The organism is uncultured Alsobacter sp. (assembly GCF_945952055.1).
Lineage (GTDB): Bacteria > Pseudomonadota > Alphaproteobacteria > Rhizobiales > Beijerinckiaceae > Alsobacter.
On the sequence record NZ_CAMFHB010000002.1, the window covers coordinates 93,973 to 110,361 of the forward strand.

A 16,389-nucleotide genomic window follows, 5' to 3' on the forward strand; every position below is an offset into this window, starting at 1 on the left:
CGTTGACGGTGTGAGTGGAAGGTTTCGCTGGCGGCTATCCCTTGACCGCGCCGATGGTCAGGCCCCCGGCGAGGTGCTTCTGCACCACGAGCGAGAGCGCGAGGATCGGCAGGGTGATCACGGTGGCCGCGGCGGTCAGTCCGCCCCAGTTCACGTCCTCGAAGGACACGAAGCTGTAGACGGCCATCGGCAGCGTCACGGTGTTCTTGCCGCCCAGGATCAGGGCGAAGATGAAGTTGTTCCACGACGCGATGAAGCCCAGGATCGTCGCGGCGACGATGCCGGGCTTGCTCAGGGGAAGCACGATGCGGAGGAAGATGCCGGCGCGGGTGCACCCGTCGATCAGCGCCGCTTCCTCGAGTTCGCGGGGGATATCCTCGAAGAAGCCGACCATGATCCAGATCACCAGGGGGAGCACCACGATGATGTGGGCGAGCGCCACGCCCCACAGCGTGTTGATGAGGCCGAGCTGCCGGTAGATGACGAACAGCGGCACGAGATAGACGATCCCCGGCAGGATCTTAACGACCAGGATCGTCAGTCCGAGCTTGGTCTGGCGGTAGCGCGCCATGCTGTAGGCGGCAGGAAGGCCCAGCAGCAGGCTGACGCCGACGGCCGACACCGCCACGATCGTGCTGTTGACCATGTACTGGAAGAAGGGATTGTTGGCGAAGACGTCGATGTAGTTCTTGATCGTCGGCGCGAAAACCCAGAGCGGCGGGTAGGCCATGGCCTGAACGTTGGTCTTCAGCGAGGTCAGGACCATCCACGCGAGCGGAAACAGGAAGAACAGCAGCAAGGCCGCCAGGCACCCGTAGAAGAGGGCCGCATCCGCGACGCGGCCTGCCCGTGATCCATAGTACACGGGTGCGTTCGGCATCTCGGCCATCAGGTCCACTCCCGTTCACGCGCCTTGACCCACGCCGCGGTCACGCCGGCGACGATGGCGGCGAAGATGACGATCACGGCCGAGCCATAGCCGAGGTCGAGATACTTGAAAGCCTGGTTATATGCGTAGACGTAGAGCGTCTCGGAACTCGTGCCCGGCCCGCCCGCGGTGATGACCCAGATGATGTCGAAAGCCTTGAGTGCATCGATCGTGCGGAAGATCAGCACGACGACGAGGACGGGCTTCAGCATCGGCAGCGTGATCAGGCGGAAGATCTGCAGGCGGGTCGCCCCGTCGATCATCGCGGACTCGATTGGCTCGCGTGGCAGCGACCGCAGACCTGCCAGGAGTACGATCATCGCGAAGGGGGACGAATGCCAGACGTCCACAAGGACGATGCTGGCGATCACGAGCTGCGGGTCGGCCACCCAGAGGCTCGGCGGCAGTCCGACAAGCTGGAGCAGGTAATTCAGGACTCCCAGTGTCGGGTTGAACATCATCATCCAGACGAGCGAGGTCGCCACGGGCGTCGCCACCATCGGCAGGAGAAACGCCGTGCGAGCCCAGCGCGCGCCTCGGAAGTCGCGGTTCAGGATCACGGCCATGACCATGCCCAGTGTCGTGGACACGACGACCGACAACCCCGTGAACAGAAACGTGCGCAGGAACGCGCTCCAGAACTGCGAACTCGACAGCACCTTGGCGTAGTTCGCCAGTCCCGCGACGCTGTAGTTGGAGAGCCCCAGGTCGTAGTTCCTGGTGCTGATCACGAGGGTGTAGGCGATGGGGTAAAGGGCCAGCGATCCGACCAGCAGGATCGCCGGCAGGGGGAAGACCACCGGAACGTGGCGGTCGATCGCCTCCAGCCACCGGGTCACGCCCGCCTTTCGGGCGGGCGTGGCTGCTGGCCTGGAGCCGATGGCTGGTGCGCCCGAGCGCATCATTTCTTGGCCCGCTCTTCCTTCAGAAGTTCGGAGCAGCGGTCGGCAGCCGTCTTCAGAGCCGCCTTGACGTCCTGGCCGAGGATTGAAGCGACCACCGCCTCGCCGATGAAGTCACGCGCCTTCGAGACGTTGGCGATGGAGTGTGGCGCCGCGCCCGGGGCGTTGATCTGCGTCGAAAGCCTCCCGGTCTCCAGGAACTCGGGGTCGAGCGCCTTGGCCACCTCGGGATCGGTCCAGGCCGACTGCCGCGCCCCCAGGCCGCCCTGCAACATGTAGCGCTGCGAACTGGTCCGGTCGCTGAGGTATTGGACGAGCAGCCAGGCCGCCTCCTTCTTCTTGCTGAAGCCGGAGATGGCGAGACCCGTGGAGTTGGGAGCGATCGGCGGCTCGCTGCGCCAGGCCTCCGATTTCGGACCCGTCGGGGCGGCTGCGTAGCCCACCTTGCCCGCGACCGTCGATTTCGCGGGGTCGGAGAACAGGGTGGCGAAGGTGATGTCGTCGTAGACCATCGCCGCGCGGCCCTGGCTGAAGATGCTGGTGACTTCGGCCCAGTGATTGTTGACCGACCCGGGCGGGCCATAGAGCCGCAGCATCGACCCCCACCAGTCGAAGGCGGCGACGGCTTCGGGCGTGTTGAACGCGATGTCGCCCGAGGAACGATCCGCCCAGCGCCCGCCGAAGTCGTAGAGCACCGGCCCGAGCATGGAGGTCGCCGCCGCTCCCTTTCCGCGCAGAACGATGCCGAAGACCTGCTTGTTGGTTCCCTCGTGAATGACCTTGGCCGCGTTGCGGACGTCGTCCCACGTTTTCGGCTTCGCCAGCTTGAACTGATCGAAGAGATCACGCCGGAAGTACAGGATGGGCAGCGCCTGCGCTCGATCCGGGATGATCGGGACCTGGCCGTTCACCGTGGCCCCGTCGCGCACGGCGGGAATGAAGTCGTCCCACTGGAAGTCCGGGTTGGTCAGCTGCGGATTCTTGATGAGCGGAACCGTGTCGGTGTACCAGCCCGACGCCAGGAACTGCTGGCCCTCCTGGCCGTAGTAACTCATGTACACATCCAGATCGGTCGCGCCGCCCAGGTGCTCGACCTTGATCTTCTGACGCATGAGGTCTTCCGGCAGGGCCTCCCAATCGACCTTGATGCCGGTCAGTTGCTGGAAGTCGGCGATCCTCTTCTGCTGGATTTCAGCCAAGGGGAATTTTAGCGTGATGACCCGCAGCGTCGTGCCTGCGTGCTTCTTCCAGTCGAAGGGCGCTGCCTGCGCCAGGCTCGGCCGGGAAAGTCCTGCCAGCGCCAGACCGCCACCGGCGGCCAGAAGCTCTCGTCGTGTCACGCGTCCACTCATGGCTTCCTCCCTGTTGTATCCCGCCGAAGTGCGGCGGTCCTTCTCGATGCGGTGACCGCAGCGCCCGGCGCGGGCGCCGCAGGCCGATGTCTTCAGCCGCGGGCCATGGCCGGGACAGGCGCTCTGTCCGAAGGCAGCCAGGCGGGCTCGGGATTGCAATCGGGATCGGTGACTACGTCGATCACGCAGGGATCGCCGCTGGCCACCGCCGCGCGAACCGTCGAGACGATGGCCGCGGGGTCCGTCACGCGCACGCCCTTCAGGCCGAAACCGCGTGCCAGCGCGGCGAAATCGACGTCGGTGAAGATGGCCAGATCGCCGGCACGGCCCTCGCGACCCTGGTAAAGCTTGCGAACCGAGCGCAGCCCCTGCCCCAGCGCGGCGTTGTTGTTGACCACCACGACGAGCGGAATGGCCCACCGCCGCAGCGTCTCGAGCTCGCCCAGGTGGTAATGCAGAGCCCCGTCGCCGGTGAAGCAGACCACGGGCGTCCCCGGGGAGGCGCAGGCGGCCCCGATGGCGGCGGGGAACGCCCAGCCGAGTGATCCGGCCGCCCGCAGGTATCGCTGGCCAGCTCCGCGCAGCTGTGTGAACTGCGCCGTCCAGGTCGCCTGGAAGCCTGTGTCTGCCACGAGGATCGCGGGGTCGGGCAGGCAGTCCGAGAGTTCGGCCGCCAGGCGTTCCGATCGGATCGGGCGTGCGTCGCTGCGCGTGACGCGGTCCTGTGACGCGTGCCATCGATCGCGCGCACCGCGGCAGGTCTCGAGCCACGCGCTCCGGCCCCGCTCGGCGTGACGGTCCGGGGGGAGACCGGCATCGGCAAGGGCCGCGAGCACCCGCGCCGGATCGCCGACGAGGCCCACCACGCCTGGATAGTTGCGGCCGATCTCGGCCGGATCGACATCGATCTGGATGATCGGCGTTCCGACGGCGGGAACACGCCAGTCGCAGGTTACCTGATCGCCCACATGGCATCCCGCGTAGACGACCAGATCGGCTTGCGCCAGGACCTCGTTCGCATAGGGGGCCGAGTATGTGCCCACTACGCCGAAGTGCAGCGGGTGCGAGGTCGGGATGAGCCCGCGACCGCCGACGGACGTCGCCACGGGCACCGCGAAACGCTCGCAAAAGGCCGCTACGGCCGCCGCGGTCCCCTCCTCGCCAGCGGCGCCCACGCCCAGGACGAGCATGGGCCGCCGCGCCGACGCGATGACGCCCGCGGCATCGCGCAGCGTGTTCGCGTCAGGAAGGCCCGGAGCCGGCGCGCGCCGCGCTGCGAAGGACGCTAGGTGATCATCGGCGACGGGAAGGTCGGCGTTCTCGATCTCAGAGCCGCGATAGCCCGCGAGATCCAGGTGAACCGGGCGCCGGCACCCCGACGTGGCTTCGACCATTGCCTGGCTCAGGAGATAGGGAAGCTGCCCCGGCTCGCCCACGTCCGCCCGAAACTTGGTGACGGAGGCGAACATCGGGTCGTGCGGCAGTTCCTGATAGGCGTTGCGGTGCTGGTACATCGCGGTCTTGCGGCCCGTGAGGGCGAGCACCGGCGAGCGGTTGAGGTAGGCATCCTGCAGGGCGGCGGCGAGGTTGGCGGCGCCCACCGACTGGGCCATGCAGACGCCGAGGCGGCGGGACGCACGCGCGTAGCCGTCGGCCATGTAGACGGCTGCCGCCTCGCTGTGGGCCAGGATGCGGCGCACGCCCCGGCGCTCCAGTTCGACCAGCGTCTCGCGCAGGATCGCGTCCACGAAGAAGACGTGATCGACCTGCCAGGACACCATGGCGTCTGCAAGAAACTGTGCGCCGGTCCTTGCCATGCCCACTCCCTGCGCGATCCGCGTCCGTGCGCGGATCGTCCCGACAAGGGGCTCAGCCGTCGTGCGGCGGAGCGGCCCAGCCGTTCTGACCGAGACGCTAACCTGCGATCTCAGATCGCGCAAGAGTATTGGATACGGCTTTGACTGAGCGGAAAGGCGTCACCTTTGGCCAGCGCTGACCTCTCGATGTCGCGGGTGTTCATCGGCGCTGCTGCGCGCCGCTTTTCTGGTCGGGCTCGGCGTTCCCGAGCGACGGCGGTCAGGCCGTCGGACCTGGTCCGGTCAGCGCCCGCAATCGGGCGCGCACGACCTCGGCGCCGTCCGTCAGATCCTTCGTGACCGCCTTGGCCGCGCCGTCGGCGTCCCGGTCGCGGCAGGCGGCGATGATGGCGCGATGATTGCGGTTCGACCGGGCGCGCGTGTCCGTGGGACTGGAGATCCAGTTGAGGAACGGTCCGATCCTGAGCCAGATCTGCTCGATCAGCTTGACCAGTTCCGTGGAGCCGGATGCTCTGTAGAGGATGAAATGAAACTGGCGGTTCAGGCCGAGATGAGACGTGGTGTCGCGTGCTCCGGCCGCCCGCTCCATGTCGTCCGCAAGGCTGCACAAGGCCGATACATCCTGCTCCGCAATGATCGGAGCTGCCTTGAAGGCTGCAAAACTTTCGAGGTGGATCCGCATTTCCACGATTTCTTCGAACTCGGGAAGCGTGATGGTCGGAAGACCGATGGTGCGGTTGGGCCGGTTTTCCAGAACGCCCTCGGCGACGAGCCGATGGAAGGCCTCCCGCACCGGCATCTGGCTGACGCCGAGCGCTTCGGCGAACTGGCGTGTGCTCAGCGTGTCACCGGGCCTGAACCGACCGGCCACCAGGGCATCGCGGACCTGATCGTAGACCTTCAGGTTGGTCGCCCTTTGCTGGATCCGCTCGACGCTGTGAAGCACGTTCATTCGGTAACACCTTGGCCTTGGCCGATGCGCGGCCGGTCGCAGGTTCCTTAGGGCACCGCGAAGCGGATTTCCACTGCTCCCGGGCGGGCGCTTGACGCAAGGCCATCATACATGCGATCTGAGATCGCACAATGCGGCCGCACACAGCGGTGCTCCCGGACGCGGCCTGGCCCATGGCGCACACCGTCTTCGTCGATTGGGGGACGACCAACTTCCGGGCCTATCTGGTGGCTCCGTCCGGGACCGTGGTGGCGTGCAAAGGGTCGGCCGAGGGCGTCAAGAGTGCGACCGGCCGTCACGCCGAGATCCTCGAATCCCATGTCCGGGACTGGATCCAGAACCACGACATCGATGCCATTGCCTGTGCAGGCACGATCGGCAGTGAACTGGGCTGGCGTGACGTCCCCATGATTGACGCGCCCGCCGGTCTGGAGCACGTGGCCCGGAGCCTTCAACCGCTCACCGTGCCCGGTTTGCCGCCGATCTGGATCATCCCCGGCGTGTGTCAGCGCGACAACCCCGAGCGGCCCGGCATGATGCGCGGCGAGGAGGTCATCCTGTTCGGATGCCTGGCCCGGTCCGGCCTCGATTCCGGCCTGTTCTGCTGTCCCGGTACCCACAGCAAGTGGGTCACCGTCGAGGACGGTATGATCTGCGACATCCAGACCGTGATGACCGGGGAATGCTTCGACCTGTTCAGGACAGGAAGCGTGCTGGCCCGCAGCCTGTCGGGATGGTCGGGAGACATCGATCCAGCGTGGTTCGCAAAAGGCGTCGGCACGGCGATGGACGTCGCCAACCCGCTGCAATCCGCCTTCTTCGTCAGGGCGCTGCACGTCCAGGGCCGACTGCCCACGCCCGACGCGAGAGCGTCCTACCTCTCAGGCCTGCTGATCGGCGCCGAGGTCAGGGGCATGGCACCCGGCACCGGGCGGGTCACCATCGTGGCGCCGGCGAAGCTCGTCAGTCTCTATGCACAGGCCTGCGGCGTCGTAGGGTTCGCCTGCGACACGGTCGATGACGAAGCGTGCTTCGTGGCCGGCGCCCGTGCGGTTCTGCGGATGCACGGGCAGAGCATGCTGGGTCCGTCAAATCACAGGCTTCAGCACACCCCACGGTCCTCATCCTGAGAGCTTGTGAATCAATCCTCGCCCCATCTCCCTCATCCTGAGCCGGCCGCAAAGCGGCCGAGTCGAAGGACGCAGAGTGCCTGCAGCGGCCGTTTTGTGCGTCCTTCGACTCACGGCCCTGCGGGCCGTGGCTCAGGATAAGGGGCGTGGGGGCGGTCAAAAAACGAAAGATTCACAAGCTCTCAGGATGAAGAGCATTGGGGGGGCTTGGAGATCAAAAGAGAGACTAGCCTTCGCCATGCGGCTCCGTCTCTCGCCCTAGCCCCGCTTCCTCGCCGTCACCTCGAGCTCGACCTTGATGTCCTCGACCGGGAAGCCGCAAATGATCGTGGTGTTGGTGGGCCGCGGGTCGGAGAAGGTCTGGCCGAGGATTTCGCAGACGGGCATCACGTCGGCGCGGTCGGCGAGGTAGACGCGCACCTGGACGATGTCGGCGAGGGATGAGCCGGCCTTGACCAGCGTCTCGGCGATGGTCTCGAGCGCGCGGCGCGTCTGGTTGGCGGCGCCGTCGGCGAATCTGCCGGTGGTGGGCTCGTAGCCCGCGGTGCCGGAGACGAAGATCCAGTCGCCGTCGACGACCGCGCGGGAATAGCCCGCGAGTTCCTCGAACTTCGACCCGGAGTAAAGGGCGTAACGGTCCATCGTCAGTCCTTTTGCGAGAGGCCGAGAATGTGCCGCGGCCGGCCCCAGTTCTGCGCGGCGGCGGTGACGCGCGCCACGTCTTCCTCCAGCAGCAGCCGCTGGTCGGCCAGGGCGCGGGCGGCCGCGCCGACCGCGCTCACATAGCCCCGGCACGAGCCGTAGCGTTCCAGGATCGAGGGACGCGGGTCGCCGGTCATGAGGCGCTCGTCGGCACTCTCTGGCAGGGGGATGTAGCTGCCGCTGAAGTCGTGCAGGGCCCCATGGCCATGGCCCGCGATGCGCAGGTTCCAGCCGGTATAGGTGCCGAGAGGGGCTTCCACCATGGGCATGCGGATGCCCGCCGCGTCGTTGCCGGTGGCGTCCACGCCCGGCACCATCACGGCGTACCCGCGCTCCACGTCGATGGACGGGGGCTCGGCCGCCGCTTCGCCGGCCGAAAAGCCTGGTCCGTAGTCGATGAAGGGCAGCTCGTTCGGCGAAGCTGGCAAGGCCGTCCCCGGGATCGCCGGGAACTGGGCCCGCCACTGGGCCATGGTGAGCAGGGTGCCGTCGGCGCGGCGCGGGATGCGGCTTTCGGGCGGCGGCACGCCGTCCTTCACCCAGGCGTCGAGGAGCGCCAGCGTCGAGCGGAACAGCGGCGAGGTCGCCACCACGTTCTGGTAGTTCTGGCAGATGCCCTTCTCCGGCCGGAAGGGGCTCGGGTCGGACCAGTGCTGGGAGCTCGACCAGAAATAGATCCGCACCGTGTCGGGCTGAGCCAGGTCGTTGCCCTGGCTGTCCGTGTGCACCAGCGAGCCGCGCCGGTGCCAGTATTCGCTCGCCGACTGGGTGTGGATGACGAGCGGGTCCGTCTCCGGGCGCTTGCAGATGCCGTCGCGCTCGCCGGTGTTGTGGTCGGTGCTCGTCGCGTAGGAGAAGGGAAACCGGTCGGCTGGGTTCAGCCAGTCCTCGTACTGCCGCGAGGCGGCGATCACGAGGTTGCTGAAGCGGTTCATGGCCGTGCGACCGCCGCCGGCGATGTGGCTGATCACGCCGTCGAAGACTTTTCGTCCGCTCGCATCCGCGTTGAAGCCGCGGTGGATGAAATCGCGGATGGCGCGCCCGGACTGCGAGCGCCCCCAGGCGTAGAGCCGCGCGGGGGCCGCGGGAGCGCCGAGCCCCAGCGCTTCGCCCTCGCCGGCCCGCAGGGCCGACACGAGCTCGCGCATGGCGACGAAGCCCATGTCGAGAACCAGCGGATCGCGCGCCGTGTAGACGAGTTCGTAGATCCAGCCGGGCTCGAAGCCTTCCGGAAACAGGATGTGCTCGCTGGAGGGCACGACGGCCCGCTCCGCGCCGGTCACGTCCCCCTGCCCGCCCCGGCCGCCGCCTTCCATGCGGGCGAAGCGCCAGCGATCGGCGGCGATGGGTTCGGGTGCCGAGCCGGGATAGCGGCGGCGGCGGAACTCGGCCTGCGCCGTGTCGCGCGAGACGGTGGGCAGCGAGCGCGTGCCGTTCTTGCCGCTGAGCGGCAGGCAGGTGACGCCGGGGCTGTCCGAGATGAACTCCGCCCGCACGCGGGCGGTCAGCGGGCGATCGCCGTCCGTCGCGACCGGCAGGTCGGCCACGAGGCGGCCGTCACCTTCCAGCACGTCCCCCTGCCAACCGACGACCATGGCCGCATAGCCCTCGCGCATGAGCCAGCCATTGCCGGCATGGGCCACCGTGCGCGGCTCGTTGGTGGCCGGCGCGTCGTTGAAGAACTGCAGGCAGCGCTTGTTGCCGCGGTTGGGAAACTCGACGACCAGCGCGCCGTTGCCGCGCTCCGGCTGCACCGGCTTCAGGAGCCAGAGGTCGATGCTGCAGCGCACGAGCCCCTGCCCGTCGCGCGGCGCCCTGTCGATGTCGAAGACGCCGGCCTGGGCCGGGTGGGCGGGATCGACCGCGACATGGGCGCGGGCGTCGATGCGCTCGTAGGCGCCGGCATTGCCGAAGGCGTGCCCGTCCGCGAAGGGCTCGCGGGCGAGGATCTCGAAGGTGACGGACATGGGACCGACCGGCTCAGGCGACCGCCGAGACGGGCAGCTCGTTCCGGTAGAGCGCGCCGTCCTTCATGATCATGCGCAAGTTCTTCGCCGGGTCGGACAGCAGCGTGATGTCGCGCAGCGGATCGCCGTCGCAGACGATGATGTCGGCGAGCGCGCCGGGACGGATCTCGCCGAGCTGGCCGCTCTGCTGAAGGATCTGGGCGTTGACCGTGGTCGCCGAGCGCAGGATGTCGACCGGCCGCTCGGCCCGGCCGCGGATCGTGAACTCGTAGCTCTGGGCGTATTCCATCTCGCCCATGAGGTCGGTGCCGAAGCCCATGCGCGCGCCCGCCCGACGGCAGATGTCGAGCATGGCAATGCCGGCCTTGTTCACGCCGTCGAGCTTCTCCATCACGTAGGGGGTGAGGCCGAGCTTGGTGCCGTGCTGGGCGGTCACCTCGTAGCAGACGAGGGTCGGCACCACGAAGGCGTCGCGCTCGGCCACCAGCGCCGCCGTGGCGCTGTCGATGAAGTTGGCGTGCTCCACCGTGCGGATGCCGGCCTCGACCGCATGGCGGATGGCCTCGCTGGTGTAGGTGTGGGCGCAGACATACTTGCCCTTGGCCGCCGCCTCGCGCACGGCCACCTGCAGCTCCTCGGAGGAGAACTGGACGTTCTCGAGCGCGTCGCTCGGCGAGCCGACGCCGCCCGAGGCCATGATCTTGATGTGATCGGCGCCCTTGCGCAGTTCGTCGCGCACCACGCGGCGCATCTCGTCCGGCCCGTCGACGATGCGCGAGAAGAACACGAAGGCGTTGGCGTTGTAGTCGATGTCGTAGCGGCTGTCGGTGCGCCGGCGATGGTCGCCGTGGCCGCCCGTCTGGGTGAGGCCCGGGCCGCCGACGAAGAGGCGCGGCCCCGGGATCCAGCCCTGGGCGATGGCATCGCGGATGCCGACGTCGCCGCCCGCCACGTCGCGCACGGAGGTGAAGCCGCGGTCGAGCATGGCCTTGATGCGCGGCACGGCGCGGGCGGTCATCAGCGTCAGCGGCACCGTCTCGTTGCGCGACGCCGACAGGCTGATCGCGAAGACATGAACGTGGGCGTCGATGAGCCCCGGCAGCACCGTGCGCCCGCCGACGTCGACGATCGTGGCCGCATTGTCGCGGATCGGGCTCTGGGACACCTCCTCGATCCGGTTGTCGACCACGAGGATGTCCTGGCCGGGAACCGCCTCGTCGCCGTATCCATCAAAGACCCGGCAGTTCTTCAGAAGCGTCGCGGCCATGGTGTCGTCCTCCCGTGCACTTCGGCCATTGTTGCGATCTTTTGATCAAACGGCAAGGTGCTCGCGTGCACGCGCGGCAGCGTCGGCATGCGTCTTCGCGGGAGGTCAGTGGATCGGGCGTGCCTCCGGCGGGTGCGCGAGCGAGCCTGCCGCCTGGTGGAGGCAGGCGGCGACGTCGCGCAGCGAGTCCCGGATGCGCGGACACCGGGGGGTGCGCGCCAGCTCCACGCACGCCCGCTCGCCGTCGCCGCCGGCGGCCCGCAGGGCCCGGATCAGGTCGGCCTCGTCGTCGGTCGCCCGGCAGCAGGTGGCCGGCAGAAAATGCCAATCCCCTTGCCGCTCCACCCGCAGCGCCCGCGTGAGGCCAGCCATGACGCCGACGAATTGGGGTCCCTCGACAGGGCCCAGCGCGTCCTCGGCGGCGGCGAACGCCGCATCCCAGCACGCGGCGTCGGCGGTCATCGCGGCCGAGGCGATGTAGCGGATGACCGACAGGGCCAGCAGCGTCGGCGCGTCGCCGCACAGCTCGCGCACGTGGGGGCGGTCCGCATGGGGGCACACGTTCACCGTGGATCTCCGCATCGTGGATCTCCGTCAGTCAGGCTTGCGGGCGACGAGGACGAATCGGTCGTGCAGGAAGGTGCGCAGCCACTCCTGCGCGCCGGGAGCGATCCGGCGCAGGGCCGCCAGCACGGGGGCGTAGGATTCGCGCCGCACGGCCGCGAAGCCCGCCTCCTCCACGAGCAGTGCCAGCGTGGGAAAGCGCAGCCCTTTGTTGAATGGCAGGCCCGACAGGATGCGGGCATGCTGGGCATCGAGGGACGGGTCCCGGTGGCGGCCGGCTCCCGTCCCCGACACCTTCGCCAGCGTCTCGATCGCCCGCCGCGCGAGGCGGCCCCGCCAGGGCAGGTTGACGAAGTCGCCGTCGAAGATCACGAGCCGCCCACCCGGCCGCAGCACCCGGTGCCAGTCGCGCAAGGCCGCGACCGGATCGGTGAGCGTCCAAACCAGGTGCCGGCAGACGACGGCGTCGTAGGCGCCGTCCGGCTCCATGGTGTTCTCGGCATCGCCGAGCCGGAACACGGCTCGCGGATCGCCGCGGTGCTTGGCGCGGCAGCGCTCCAGCATCGGCTCGGCGAAGTCGATGCCGGTGAGGTCGTGGCCGAGCGACAGCAGGACGCGGGACACCTCCCCGGTGCCCGACGCCAGTTCCAGCACCCGCAGCGGCGCCGGGCCGAGATGGGCCTCGAGCACCCGCGACCAGGCGTCGAACTCCGGCCCCGGCGGGATCCTGTGGCCGAAGGCGTCGTCGAAGGTCGCGGCGCGCAGGCCCCAGTAGGTTCGGATCTCCTCCTTGAGAGACCAGTTGGCGGAGAGCGTGTCGGTCATGATGCGGGCCTGGAGGGGGGAAGCGAGGGATCCACCATGAGGTGGCCGAGGGGCGAGGGATGCAGCCCGAGCACGACGCGGTAGGCATCCGCCGTGCAGCTGCGGCACAGCACGTCCGCCGGCGCGCCCTCCGCCGCGATCCGGCCGGCGTCGAGAACGAGCAGGTTGTCGGCGAAGCGGGCGGCGAGCGAGAGGTCGTGGAGGGCGGCGAGGGTGACGATGGTCCGGCGGCGTGTCAGGGCGGTGACGAGGTCGAGCACCTCGAGCTGGCGCCGGACGTCCAGCGCGCTGGTGGGTTCGTCGAGGAGCAGCACCTGCGGGTCGCGCACCAGCGCCTGGGCGATCCCAACGAGCTGGCGCTGGCCACCCGAGAGGTCCGACACCGGCCGGTCGGCAAGCCCCTGGATGGCCAGTTCGTGGAGCACCGCCTCCACCGCGGCGAGGTCCGCCGGCCGCGCCCGCACGCCGAAATCGCCGGCGAGGCTCTTGCGCGACAGCAGCACCACGTCGAAGACACTCAGGGCCACGCGGGGCGCGAGATCCTGCCCGAGATGGAAGGTGGCACGGGCCCGCGCGGCCCGCGACAGGGTGGCAAGGTCGTTGTCGTCGAGCGTGATGGTTCCCGCGCCGGGGCGCAGCGCCCCCGCGATGCAGCGAAACAGCGACGACTTGCCGGCACCGTTGGGGCCGACCACCGCCGTGACCTCGCCCCGCCGCAGGTCGCCCGTGGACAGGCCGTGCAGGACGCGCTGGCGTCCGTAGGAGACCGTGAGGTCGCGAATGCGCAGCGCCATGGTCAGATCCCCTTGCGCCGGATGGACATGATCAGCGCAATGAAGAACGGCACGCCGATGAAGCTCGTGACCATGCCGATGGGGTAGATGACCCCCGGCGTCACGGCCTTGGAGAGGGTGGAGGCCACGGACAGCAGCACGCCGCTGCACAGCGCCGAGAGCGGCAGGAAGTAGCGCTGGTCCTCGCCCACCAGGAGCCGCGCGATGTGCGGGCCGACCAGGCCGATGAACCCGATGGTGCCGACGAAGGACACGGCAATGGCCGCCAGCATGGACACGACCGCCAGCACCTCGAGGCGCAGCGCGTCGACCGCGATGCCGAGGCTGGCGGCGCGCTCGTCCCCGAGCCGCAGGGCGGTGAGCTTCCAGCCGCGCAGGACGAGCCAGGGCAGCGCCACCGCGAGCGCCGCGCCGCAGACGGCGAGCTTGCCGGGCGACGCGCGGCCGAGGCTGCCCATCATCCAGAAGACGATCTGCTGAAGCTGCGTCTCGTTGGCGCGATACTGGATGAGGGCGAGCACCGCATTGCCGATGAACAGGAGCGCGATGCCCACCAGGATCATGGTCTCCGAGGTCACGCCACGCAGCTTCGTGAGCCCGAACAGCACGAGGGACGCGGCGAGCGCGAAGACGAAGGCGTTCAGGGTCACCAGCAGCGGCCCCGTTCCCGGAATGAGCGCCCAGCCGAAGGCAATCCCCAGCGCCGCGCCGACGCTGGCCGCGGCCGACACGCCCAGGGTGAATGGATCGGCCAGCGGATTGGCGAGGATGGTCTGCATCCCCGCCCCCGCCAGGCCCAGCATGGCCCCGATCAGCACCGCCATGGCGGCGACCGGCAGCCGCAGGTCGAGGACGACCACGGCGAGGCGCGTCGACGCGCTGCCGGGATCTACCAGCGTGCGGACGACGTCGCCGAGCGTCGCCGGCCCCGGCCCGACGCCGAGGTCCACCAGGAACGCCGCCGCCAGGACCAGGGCACCCGCCGCGAGCCCCAGGACCCGCCGGTGGCCGGCGCGGCGGTAGCCCGCCGCCGCCCCCATCGCCACCGCGGTCATTGCAGCGTCGCCCAGAAGATGCCGCTCGGGGCGACCGGCAGGAACCGCTCGTGAAGCTCCTTCCAGGTGGCCTGGGGATCGATGTCGGAGAACAGCGCGGGGTGCAGGGCCTTGGCGATGGCCTGGACGGCCACGAAAGCGTAGGGCGAGTTGTAGAACTGATGGTAGAGGCCCATCACCCGCTTCTCCTTCGTGGCGGTCAGGAGAGCGACGCCGGTGCGCTCGGAGAGCCCCTTCAGGCGGGCCTGGACCCGCTCCGGCGTGGCCTCGTAGCCGAACGGCACCGCCGTGGAAGCCGGGTTCGCCTCGGCCCAGTTGGCCCCGGTGAGGATGTAGAAGCGCGGGTCGTCGGCCACGATCTTCTCGACCGCGACGTCGCCGCCGGCGGTGGAGCTGAACATGCGGCTGCCCCAGTTGCGCCCGCCCGCCTCCTCCACGAACTTGCCGAAATTGGTGGCGCCCCAGGTGGCGCAGCAGGCGTTGGGATTGAAGCCCGCCGCCCGCTCCATGAAGACGAGAGGCCGGTCCTTCTCCTTCACGTTGCCGACGCGCGCATAGACGAGCCGCGTCTGGCGCAGGTAGAAGTCGGCGAAGGCGAGCGCCTCGCGCTCCCGGTCCATGATGCGGCCGAGCAGGAGGAGGCTCGGGAGCGTGTTCTGCGAGGGATCCTCGCGCCAGTCGATGAAGACGGTCGGGATGCCGGCCTTCTCCAGCTTGGCGATCAACCCGGTTTCCTTGGCCCGGAAGAAGTTGCCCAGATCCAGCACCACGACGTCGGCGTCGAGCGCGATGATCGCCTCGAGATTGAAGTCGCCGGCGTAAGGGTTGCCGAGGTCGACGATCGTCTCCGCCTTCGGGAACTTCGCCTTGTACTTGCGCCAGGCATCGGGGTCGTTGACCTTCAGGTCGTCGCGCCAGGCGACGACCCGCCGGAAGGGGTCGTCCTTGTCCAGGACGGCGAGGCCGTAGAGCTGCCGCCCCTCGCCCAGCACCATGCGGCCGACGCCGCGCTTCACCTGGACGGTACGGCCGGCGAGATCGGTGACCTCCACCGTGTCGGCCCCCGCCCTTGCGGGACCGCCGACAGTGATGCCCGCCAGGATCACAAACAAAAGAAAGAACACCTGCAATGCAGGCAAGATCATGCGATCGCGCATCGTGCGCGTGACGTCGAACATTCGCGTCCTCATCTGCCAGGGGTCAAGGGCCTGCGGTGGAGACCGGCCGCTCTCACGGCCTGCTTCGCGTTTTACGGCGCCGACGCCCGAAGGCAAGACAAATCGACTTTTCTATAGTCGTTCCAAACTGCAGTTTGGAACTATTATGACTTGAAACTACACAGCCTTGCGAAATGCCCGGGCCGCGCCCTGCCTCTTGAACGGCACCGGCGCGCCCCGTTTACTGGGGCGCAGGATTCACCCCGGATGCCAGACATGACCCCCGAGCGCATTCCCGACGTCGTGTTCCACACCCGCGTGCGCAACGAGGCGCTGGGCGGCGACAATCCGTTCGAGTGGAAAGACGTGACGAGCGCGGAGTTCTTCGGCGGCAGGCGCGTGGTGCTGTTCGGCGTCCCCGGCGCCTTCACCCCGGCCTGCTCGGAGCACCACCTGCCGGGCTTCGAGCGGCACTACGACGACTTCAGGGCGCTGGGCGTCGATGCCGTGGCCTGCCTCTCGGTCAACGACGCCTTCGTGATGTTCCAGTGGGCGAAGAGCCGGTCGATCGAGAAGGTCTTCATGCTCCCCGACGGCAACGGCGACTTCTCGCGCCGCATGGGCCTGCTCGTGGAGCGCAAGCCCCAGGGCATGGGCATGCGCAGCTGGCGCTATTCCATGGTCGTGGAGGACGGCGCGATCGTGAAGATGTTCGTCGAACCCGGCGTGCGCGACAACCCGCAGGGCGTGGGACTCACGGTGTCGAACGCCGAGACGATGCTGGAGTGGCTGAGGAGCCGGGCGGGGTGAGGCGCTGAAACATCCTGCGTCCTTCGACACGCCCGCGGCGCGGGCTGCTCAGGATGAGGAGATTGAGGTTCCAGCCCCCTCCCTGACCCGTGCAGAGGTCTCCAGGATGAGGATCATTTTAGCGTCTTGATAGCACCGATTGTCCTCATCCTGAGCAGCCCGCGAAG

15 protein-coding genes are annotated in these 16,389 nt (G+C 68.6%); 2 read left to right on the forward strand and 13 right to left on the reverse strand.

Features of this window, described 5'->3' with window-relative positions:
* Window positions 1–34: 34 nt before the first annotated feature.
* The 5 genes from Q0Q47_RS01805 to Q0Q47_RS01825 form a co-directional block, all read right to left on the reverse strand.
* A complete protein-coding gene (locus tag Q0Q47_RS01805) occupies window positions 35–889 on the reverse strand; it encodes a carbohydrate ABC transporter permease (RefSeq protein ID WP_293853671.1) in 855 nt (284 codons plus the stop codon).
* Window positions 889–1,767 carry a carbohydrate ABC transporter permease gene (locus Q0Q47_RS01810; protein ID WP_293853673.1) on the reverse strand — a complete coding sequence of 293 codons (879 nt, stop codon included), beginning with the start codon at window positions 1,765–1,767 and terminating at the stop codon, window positions 889–891. Before Q0Q47_RS01810 ends, Q0Q47_RS01805 begins: the two co-directional genes overlap by 1 nt.
* A 62-nt stretch (window positions 1,768–1,829) precedes the next feature.
* Window positions 1,830–3,182, reverse strand: coding sequence for a sugar ABC transporter substrate-binding protein (locus tag Q0Q47_RS01815; RefSeq protein WP_293853675.1), 1,353 nt, complete (start codon window positions 3,180–3,182; stop codon window positions 1,830–1,832).
* A 92-nt stretch (window positions 3,183–3,274) separates the two neighbouring features.
* The gene (locus Q0Q47_RS01820) at window positions 3,275–4,999 is read right to left on the reverse strand and encodes a thiamine pyrophosphate-binding protein (RefSeq protein WP_293853677.1); all 1,725 of its coding nucleotides are present in this window, start codon (window positions 4,997–4,999) and stop codon (window positions 3,275–3,277) included.
* A gap of 259 nt (window positions 5,000–5,258) precedes the next feature.
* Window positions 5,259–5,951, reverse strand: coding sequence for a GntR family transcriptional regulator (locus tag Q0Q47_RS01825; protein ID WP_293853678.1), 693 nt, complete (start codon window positions 5,949–5,951; stop codon window positions 5,259–5,261).
* A gap of 173 nt (window positions 5,952–6,124) precedes the next feature.
* Between Q0Q47_RS01825 and Q0Q47_RS01830 the strand changes: the two genes are divergently transcribed.
* On the forward strand, window positions 6,125–7,081 hold the full coding sequence (locus Q0Q47_RS01830) for a 2-dehydro-3-deoxygalactonokinase (RefSeq protein ID WP_293853680.1): 957 nt from the start codon (window positions 6,125–6,127) through the stop codon (window positions 7,079–7,081).
* Window positions 7,082–7,339: 258 nt separating this feature from the next.
* Here the strand turns inward: Q0Q47_RS01830 and Q0Q47_RS01835 are convergent, their stop codons facing one another.
* From Q0Q47_RS01835 to Q0Q47_RS01870, 8 genes are all read right to left on the reverse strand, one after another.
* A complete protein-coding gene (locus Q0Q47_RS01835) occupies window positions 7,340–7,723 on the reverse strand; it encodes a RidA family protein (protein WP_293853682.1) in 384 nt (127 codons plus the stop codon).
* 2 nt (window positions 7,724–7,725) lie between these two features.
* Window positions 7,726–9,750, reverse strand: coding sequence for an alpha/beta hydrolase domain-containing protein (locus Q0Q47_RS01840; RefSeq protein ID WP_293853683.1), 2,025 nt, complete (start codon window positions 9,748–9,750; stop codon window positions 7,726–7,728).
* A gap of 13 nt (window positions 9,751–9,763) precedes the next feature.
* On the reverse strand, window positions 9,764–11,017 hold the full coding sequence (locus tag Q0Q47_RS01845) for an amidohydrolase family protein (protein WP_293853685.1): 1,254 nt from the start codon (window positions 11,015–11,017) through the stop codon (window positions 9,764–9,766).
* Between the two features lie 105 nt (window positions 11,018–11,122).
* Window positions 11,123–11,599 carry a hypothetical protein gene (locus tag Q0Q47_RS01850; RefSeq protein WP_293853687.1) on the reverse strand — a complete coding sequence of 159 codons (477 nt, stop codon included), beginning with the start codon at window positions 11,597–11,599 and terminating at the stop codon, window positions 11,123–11,125.
* A gap of 12 nt (window positions 11,600–11,611) precedes the next feature.
* Window positions 11,612–12,406: a class I SAM-dependent methyltransferase gene (locus Q0Q47_RS01855; RefSeq protein WP_293853689.1), complete on the reverse strand. Its 795-nt coding sequence runs from the start codon at window positions 12,404–12,406 to the stop codon at window positions 11,612–11,614.
* On the reverse strand, window positions 12,403–13,200 hold the full coding sequence (locus tag Q0Q47_RS01860; RefSeq protein ID WP_293853691.1) for an ABC transporter ATP-binding protein: 798 nt from the start codon (window positions 13,198–13,200) through the stop codon (window positions 12,403–12,405). Before Q0Q47_RS01860 ends, Q0Q47_RS01855 begins: the two co-directional genes overlap by 4 nt.
* Before the next feature lie 2 nt (window positions 13,201–13,202).
* A complete protein-coding gene (locus tag Q0Q47_RS01865) occupies window positions 13,203–14,255 on the reverse strand; it encodes an iron ABC transporter permease (RefSeq protein WP_293853692.1) in 1,053 nt (350 codons plus the stop codon).
* Window positions 14,252–15,433 (reverse strand): ABC transporter substrate-binding protein, encoded by a 1,182-nt coding sequence (locus Q0Q47_RS01870; protein WP_293853694.1) that lies wholly within the window; start codon window positions 15,431–15,433, stop codon window positions 14,252–14,254. Before Q0Q47_RS01870 ends, Q0Q47_RS01865 begins: the two co-directional genes overlap by 4 nt.
* 255 nt (window positions 15,434–15,688) lie before the next feature.
* Between Q0Q47_RS01870 and Q0Q47_RS01875 the strand changes: the two genes are divergently transcribed.
* Entirely contained in the window at window positions 15,689–16,222 is a 534-nt protein-coding gene (locus Q0Q47_RS01875) for a peroxiredoxin (protein ID WP_293853696.1), read from the forward strand.
* Window positions 16,223–16,389 lie beyond the last annotated feature (167 nt).